The 6,233-nt window shown below is 73.1% G+C and carries 8 protein-coding genes; 3 read left to right on the top strand and 5 right to left on the bottom strand.

Annotation, left to right across the window (positions count from 1 at the left end):
* On the bottom strand, positions 1-1,074 hold a 1,074-nt coding region (locus Raf01_RS44825; RefSeq protein WP_203924265.1), incomplete at its 3' end, for a PHP domain-containing protein.
* Positions 1,075-1,229: 155 nt separating this feature from the next.
* Between Raf01_RS44825 and Raf01_RS44820 the strand changes: the two genes are divergently transcribed.
* Positions 1,230-2,102, top strand: coding sequence for a DUF1932 domain-containing protein (locus tag Raf01_RS44820; protein WP_239134474.1), 873 nt, complete (start codon positions 1,230-1,232; stop codon positions 2,100-2,102).
* Here Raf01_RS44820 and ybiA read toward each other — a convergent pair.
* Positions 2,099-2,671 carry a riboflavin biosynthesis intermediates N-glycosidase gene (ybiA, locus tag Raf01_RS44815; protein WP_203924264.1) on the bottom strand — a complete coding sequence of 191 codons (573 nt, stop codon included), beginning with the start codon at positions 2,669-2,671 and terminating at the stop codon, positions 2,099-2,101. The two genes, Raf01_RS44820 and ybiA, sit on opposite strands and share 4 nt — an antisense overlap.
* Positions 2,672-2,834: 163 nt before the next feature.
* Here ybiA and Raf01_RS44810 point away from each other — a divergent pair, with 163 nt between their 5' ends.
* A complete protein-coding gene (locus Raf01_RS44810; protein ID WP_203924263.1) occupies positions 2,835-3,140 on the top strand; it encodes a hypothetical protein in 306 nt (101 codons plus the stop codon).
* Positions 3,141-3,198: 58 nt separating this feature from the next.
* On the opposite strand, the gene Raf01_RS44805 is transcribed toward Raf01_RS44810, so the two are convergent.
* Together Raf01_RS44805 and Raf01_RS44800 are read right to left on the bottom strand one after the other, a co-directional pair.
* Entirely contained in the window at positions 3,199-3,594 is a 396-nt protein-coding gene (locus Raf01_RS44805; protein ID WP_203924262.1) for a cupin domain-containing protein, read from the bottom strand.
* Positions 3,595-3,658: 64 nt separating this feature from the next.
* Positions 3,659-4,294: a DUF6518 family protein gene (locus tag Raf01_RS44800; RefSeq protein WP_203924261.1), complete on the bottom strand. Its 636-nt coding sequence runs from the start codon at positions 4,292-4,294 to the stop codon at positions 3,659-3,661.
* 128 nt (positions 4,295-4,422) lie between these two features.
* Here Raf01_RS44800 and Raf01_RS44795 point away from each other — a divergent pair, with 128 nt between their 5' ends.
* A complete protein-coding gene (locus Raf01_RS44795; protein WP_203924260.1) occupies positions 4,423-5,250 on the top strand; it encodes a DUF1295 domain-containing protein in 828 nt (275 codons plus the stop codon).
* Positions 5,251-5,272: 22 nt separating this feature from the next.
* On the opposite strand, the gene pip is transcribed toward Raf01_RS44795, so the two are convergent.
* Positions 5,273-6,223 (bottom strand): prolyl aminopeptidase, encoded by a 951-nt coding sequence (pip, locus tag Raf01_RS44790; RefSeq protein ID WP_203924259.1) that lies wholly within the window; start codon positions 6,221-6,223, stop codon positions 5,273-5,275.
* Positions 6,224-6,233: the final 10 nt, after the last annotated feature.

Raw genomic sequence — 6,233 nt, 5'->3', positions numbered from 1 at the left:
GTTTCGGTCGCCGTACCGGTGCCGGGCGCCCTGCTCGGTGAGGTGGCGTAGCCAGCTCATCTCGGTGTGCCCGGGGCCCACCTCGCAGTCGGGGAGCGCGGGCGCGACCAGGTTCAGGTCGAACGCCAGGTCGGCGCCCAGCACGGCGGTGTGCGCGACCGCGCCGGGGTAGGCCGCGAACCGGGCCGCCATCTCGTCGCCGCCGCGCAGGTGCGCGACCGCGGCCGGGGGCAGCCAGCCGTCCATCTCGTCCAGCGAGCGGCGGGCCCGTACCGCGGCCAGGGCGGTGCCCAGCCGGTGCCCGCTGGGCCGGGCGTAGTGCACGTTGCCGGTGGCCACCGTGGCCAGCCGGTACCGGCGGGCGAGGGCGGCCAGGACGTCGTTGGCCTCGCCGTCGCCCGGGTACCCGTGGTCGGTCAGCTCCACCACCACGCCGTCGCGGCCGAACAGGGCCACCAGCCGGTCCAGCTCCCGGGCGGCGGCCGGGGCGCCGCCGGTGGCCAGCGCGGCGCGCACGTGGCCCTTGCGGCAGCCGGTCAGCACCACCGCGTGATCGCGCAGGGTCGTCGCGGTCTGTTCGAGGTCGTACGCCGGCCGGCCCTTCTGGCCCCCGGCGAGCTGGGCCAGGGAGATCGTCCGGGCCAGCCGGGCGTACCCGGACCGGCCCCGGGCCAGCACCAGCAGGTGCCGCCCGAGCGGATCGGGCTCACCATTCTGCGGTTCAGACAGCCCCAGGGACAGCTCGGACCCGAAGATCGTGCGCAGGTCCAGGTCCCGGGCCGCCTCCGCCACCCGGACCACGCCGTACAGGCCGTCGTGGTCGGTGACAGCCAGGCCGGAAAGACCCAGCCGGTACGCCTCCTCGACCAGCTCCTCCGGGTGGCTGGCCCCGTCGAGGAAGCTGAAGTTGGTGTGGCAGTGCAGCTCCATGTAATCCACCGAGGAGGTGCCGCGGACGAGCGCGGGCGCACGGCCGGCGCCCGGCGGGTCGGGCAGCAGCGGCCCGGACCCGGGCAGTCCGGACAGCACCGCCTCCAGCCGAGACCACGGCACATCCGGGTTGCCGAACGCCACTACACACCTGCTGACCTGCGAGAACACTGTACCACTCGATTAGAACATGTGTGCGATACGGATTTCCGGCGGGGCCGGGTCGGTCCCCCGGTAGGGTGAGGTGCCATGATCAACGACCACCCGGCAACCGGCCGGGCCCCGACGGGGAGGACGCGGTGACCGTCATCGGCATCCACAGCGCCGGCCACATGGGCGCCGGGCTCGGCTGGGCGTTGCGTTCCGGCGGGGCCGGCGTGATCACCACGACGGCCGGGCGGTCCAGTCGCACCGGCCGGCTCGCGGCCGACGCCGGCCTGACGCTGGTCCCGTCGCTCGACGACCTGGTCCGGGAGGCGGCCGTCATCCTGGTCGTCACGCCGCCCGGCGCGGCCCGATCCGCCGCGACCGACCTGGCGGCGGCCGCCGCCCGTACCGGCGCCGCTCCGCTGGTCGCCGACCTGAACGCCGTCGCTCCGTCCACAGTGGACGATGTGGCCGGCATCCTCGCGCCGCTGGACTTCGTGGACGGCTCCATCTCCGGGCCGCCGCCGACGGTACGGCCGGGTGCCCGGCTCTACTTCTCCGGTGCGCGGGCCGCCGAGCTGGCGGAGCTGCCCTGGCGCCACGTCGAGGTCCGGGTGCTCGGCGACCGGCCGGGCACCGCGAGCGCGCTGAAGATGTGCACCGCCAGTGTCTACAAGGGAACGGTCGGGCTCTACGCGCAGGCGATGCGTACGGCGGCGGCGCACGGCGTGCTCGCGGACGTGCTCGCCGACCTGGCCGGTAGCGGCGGGCACGAGCGGCCGGAGTACGACGTGGCGCTGGCGGCCAGCAAGGCGCACCGGTACGTGCCGGAGATGCGGGAGATCGCGGCCACCCAGCGGGCGGCCGGCCTGACCCCGGCGCTGTTCGAGGCGTTCGCCGAGGTGTACGCCGGGATCGCCGGCACCGAGCTGGCGGAGGCCGCCCCGGAGTCGGTCAGGACCGCCGACCCGGACGAGGTGGTCCGACGGCTGCGTCCCCGACCGGCGGCCGGCCGGGCCGGCTAACCAGCGGTCGTCAGGATCTCCCGGGCGCGCATCAGCGCGAAGCCGAGCAGGTTGCGTCCGCGCCAGCGGGTCGGGTCGGCCGCGAGTGGATCCGCGGCGGCGAGCCCGATGCCCCAGACGCGATCCACGGGACTCGCTTCGACCAGCACCCGGTCGCCGGTGCGGAGCAGGTAGTCGCGCAGGTCCGGATGCTGCCCGAACTTGGCGACGTTGCCGTCGGTCACGAGGTCGAAGCGGTGCGCGTCCCAGGTCGCGTCGTCGAAGGCACGCACCTGCCGGCCGAGCGCCTTGACCGCACCCGGCTTCGTCGTCGCCAGCATGCGCTGCGCGGTCGTCTCGTCACCGAACAGCCGGGCCTTGCCGACCATCATGTAGTGCTCGGCCGAGGCGTACCGGACTCCGTCCACCACGAACGCGGCCGGCCACCACTGGCTCAGGCATTCCGCGCCGACAGCGCCGTCGCGTCGCGGCCGGTGTCCCCAGAAGAGCAGGTACTTGACCCGGTCACCGCGGTTGACCAGTGCGCACAGGTCATCGACGTTGTGCGGGGCGGAAGCGGTCGCGGACACGCTGAGCATGGTGGCAGACACCGGTGATCGCGGGCCACCGGGTTTGGCGCGTCTGGCGACGCACCGGGACGCGACGCGACGCGGACCAGTCGATTCGGCGGATGGCGGGCCGACCCGTTAGCGTAGGACCCCGCGAAACGGGGACCTGTGGGAGGACGAGCGCATGTTGGGGATGGGCAAGCGGTACCGGGTCGTGCTGCGCGGCGAGGGCGGTGGCGTCCGGGCGTGGTCCGCGCAGACCCGCAACCAGGCGCTGGCGCGCTTCGGTCAGCGGGTGGCCGCCGGTGGGTTCTCCCCGTGGGATGGGCAGCGGTTGATGGTGGTGTCGGAGGAGGAGTGGGCCAAGCTGGGCGGCCCGGAGTTGGTGATCGACGGCGGCGGTGAGGAGTTGGTGGGCGCGTCGGCCGGTGGCGGTTCCGCGGGCGGGGCGCGGCGGTTGTTCGGGCTGTTCTCACGGTCGAAGCCCTGACCGGTCCGGCCCCGGTGCGTCTGGCGCGACGCGCCGACCCGGACCAGTAGTCGGGCGGTCAGTTCAGTTCGTGCCCGGTCGTGCTGTCCACGTGGCCGGGGATCTGTCCCTCGTGGCGGTCGCCGGTCGTCGAGGTGCCCGACGGCTCGAACATGAGGATCGACCCGCCCGGCGACGAGGGCTTGTGCTCGGTGCCCCTCGGTACGACGTACGTGTCGCCGGCCCGCAGCGCGACCGTGGTCTCGACGCCCGCCGCGTCGCGCATCGCGATGTCGAAGTGCCCGTCGAGCACCAGGAAGAATTCGTCGGTGTCGTCGTGCACGTGCCACACGTGCTCGCCCTTGGTGTGGGCGATCCGCACGTCGTAGTCGTTCATGTGCGCCACGATGCGTGGGCTGTAGATCTCGTCGAACGACGCGAGCGCTTCGGAGAGGTTGACGGGCTGCTTGGTCATCCACTCATGGTAGGCGGTGACCACTGCGCGCCTGTCCGTGCGGGCACGGTGGGCAGCGGCCCGGCTACCGGAAGACCAGCACGGTGAACAGGAACACCGCACCCTCGGCGAGTGCGCCCAGCAGGGTCAGCGGGACGAGCGCGGCTAGGCCGCGCAGCCGGTCGGCGGCGGACCGGCCCAGCAGCGGTGGCATCAGCACGCCGAGGCCGGCCATCAGCGCGGTCTCGCCGGCCTGGTGCAGCACGACGCCCAGGTAGAGCGCCTCGGCGAGGAACACGGCGCCGATCGCGCCCAGGGCCACCGCCCGGTGGGTCGGCTTGCCGCCCCGAAACAGTGCGCCGGCGGTACCGAAGATGGGGCCGGCGACGGCGGCCACGCAGATCCACACGGCAGGGCCGCGCAGCGTGTCGCCGTTGACGTCGTCGTGCAGGAACAGGGTGGTCGAGCCGTAATACCCGACGACCGCGAACGCGAGCAGCAGCGTACCGGCCAGCGCGGCACGGGCGCCGCGCACCGGCAGCAGGGCACCGGCGCCGAACGCGGCCAGCGACCAGACCGCCCCGGAGTTGCCGAGGTGGTTGAGGACGCCCGGCAGCGTGCCTTGCATGAGGAGAGTCACCCCGCCGACGGCGAGGCCGGCGACGGCGGCGATGGCCAGCGGGACCGCGGTGGTCCGGCGGTCCGGCAACGAGTCGATCACCGAACGATCATGCCGCGCCACCCGACTGCTCGCATCGGGGGACGCCCTGAGGAATCCCTGATCGGGTCGGCCGGCCCGACGGGCCGCCCGGGGTGGGCCCGCCGCCGGTTCGTCAGTAGGGTGCGGGCATGTCCGCGTTCGTTGTCTGCCTCACGATCTTCGCCGGAGTCTGCGCCGTCGTCTGGGTGGTGTCGCTGGTGACGGACGAGTATTCCTGGGTCGACCGGATCTGGTCGATCATGCCGGTGGCCTACGTCGCGGTGTTCGCCGGCGCCGCCGGGTTCGCCGATCCCCGGCTGGACACGGTGTTGGTGCTGGTCGCCCTGTGGGGAGCCCGGCTGACCTTCAACTTCGCCCGCAAGGGCGGGTACGCGCCGGGCGGCGAGGACTACCGCTGGGTCATCCTGCGCGGCCGCATGCGGCGCTGGCAGTTCCAGTTGTTCAACCTGTTCTTCATCACCATCTACCAGAACCTGATCCTGCTGCTGATCTGCCTGCCCGCGATGACCGCGCTGCGCCACCGCGGCCACCTCGGCCCGGTCGATGTCGCGCTGGCAGTGGCGTTCCTCGTCTGCCTGGTCGGCGAGACGGTCGCCGACCAGCAGCAGTGGAACTTCCAGCACTGGAAGAGGGCCGAGGTGGCGGCCGGTCGGCAGCCGCATCCCCGGTTCGTGGGGACCGGACTGTTCCGGTACTCCCGGCACCCGAACTTCTTCTTCGAGCAGGCGCAGTGGTGGCTGGTCTTCGGGTTCGGCGCGTCCGCCGCGGGTTCGCCGGTGCAGTGGACGGTACTCGGGGCGGTGCTGCTCACCCTGCTGTTCGTCGGGTCAACCCGGTTCACCGAGAGCATCAGCCGTTCCCGGTACCCGGAGTACGCCGACTACCAGGCGGCGACGTCTCCGGTCATCCCGTGGCCGCCCCGGCGGCTGCGGCCGGGCCGGGCAGCCACCTCCTGACCGGCTGACCGGGCGACCCGCCTCAGCCGCGGGTGGCGAAGAGGTCGGTCGCGGCCACCAGCGCCTCGCGCATGCCGGCGCTGCCGTCGTGCCCGGCGTCGTGGAACAGCAGCAGTTCGCTGCCCGGCCAGGCATGCGCGAGTTCCCACGGGGTTCCCAGCAGGTTGCCCGGGTCCAGCGCGCCCTGGACGATGACGCCCGGGATGCCGGCGAGCAGTCCGGCCTGCCGGAGCACGATGCCCTCCTCCAGCCACGACCCGTGACTCCAGTAGTGGGTCACGATCCGGGCGAAGGCCAGCCGGTACTCCGGATCCTGGAACCTGGGGTACGGCGGTGCGGTCGGCACGATCGCGTCCTCCCAGGCACACCAGTCCCGGGCGGCCTTGTCCCGTACCGCCGGATCGGGGTCCTCCAACAGCCGGTTGTACGCGGCGGCGAGGTCACCGTCCCGGTCGGCCTCGGGTACGCCGTCCCGGAATCGCGCCCACGCCTCGGGAAACAGTCGCGCGAGGCCCCGGGTCAGCAGGTCGGTCTCGGACCGGCGGGCGGTCACGGCGCTGACCAGCAGCAGTTCCGAGACCCGTCGCGGGTGCCGTTGCGCGTACACGAGTCCGAGCGCCGAACCCCAGGAGCCGCCGAAGACCAGCCACCGGTCGATGCCCAGGTGCTGGCGCAGCGCCTCGAGGTCGGCGACGAGGTGGTCGGTGGTGTTAGTGGACAGGTCGGCGGCGGGGTCGCTGGCGTGCGGGGTGCTGCGCCCGCAGTTGCGCTGGTCGAACAGGACGATCCGGTACGCGTCGGGATCGAAGGTGCGGCGGTGGCCGGGGGAGGACGCGCTGCCCGGGCCGCCGTGCAGCACCACGGCGGGTTTGCCGTCCGGGTTGCCGGACGCCTCCCAGTAGAGGGTGTTGCCGTCGCCGACGCCGAGCATCCCGCTGTCGTACGGCTCGATCTCCGGATAGTGCTGCCTCATCTGCCCACCC

Source organism: Rugosimonospora africana (genome assembly GCF_016862975.1).
GTDB classification, from domain to species: domain Bacteria; phylum Actinomycetota; class Actinomycetes; order Mycobacteriales; family Micromonosporaceae; genus Rugosimonospora; species Rugosimonospora africana.
Note: the sequence above shows the minus strand (reverse complement) of the source record. Positions and strands in the feature narration are given on the sequence as shown.

What these genes read in the sequence shown, in the direction of transcription:
- pip (WP_203924259.1), bottom strand. Translation starts at nt 6,223, where the DNA reads ATGAGGCAGCACTATCCGGAGATCGAGCCGTACGACAGCGGGATGCTC.
- Raf01_RS44795 (WP_203924260.1), top strand. Translation starts at nt 4,423, where the DNA reads ATGTCCGCGTTCGTTGTCTGCCTCACGATCTTCGCCGGAGTCTGCGCC.
- Raf01_RS44805 (WP_203924262.1), bottom strand. Translation starts at nt 3,594, where the DNA reads ATGACCAAGCAGCCCGTCAACCTCTCCGAAGCGCTCGCGTCGTTCGAC.
- Raf01_RS44810 (WP_203924263.1), top strand. Translation starts at nt 2,835, where the DNA reads ATGTTGGGGATGGGCAAGCGGTACCGGGTCGTGCTGCGCGGCGAGGGC.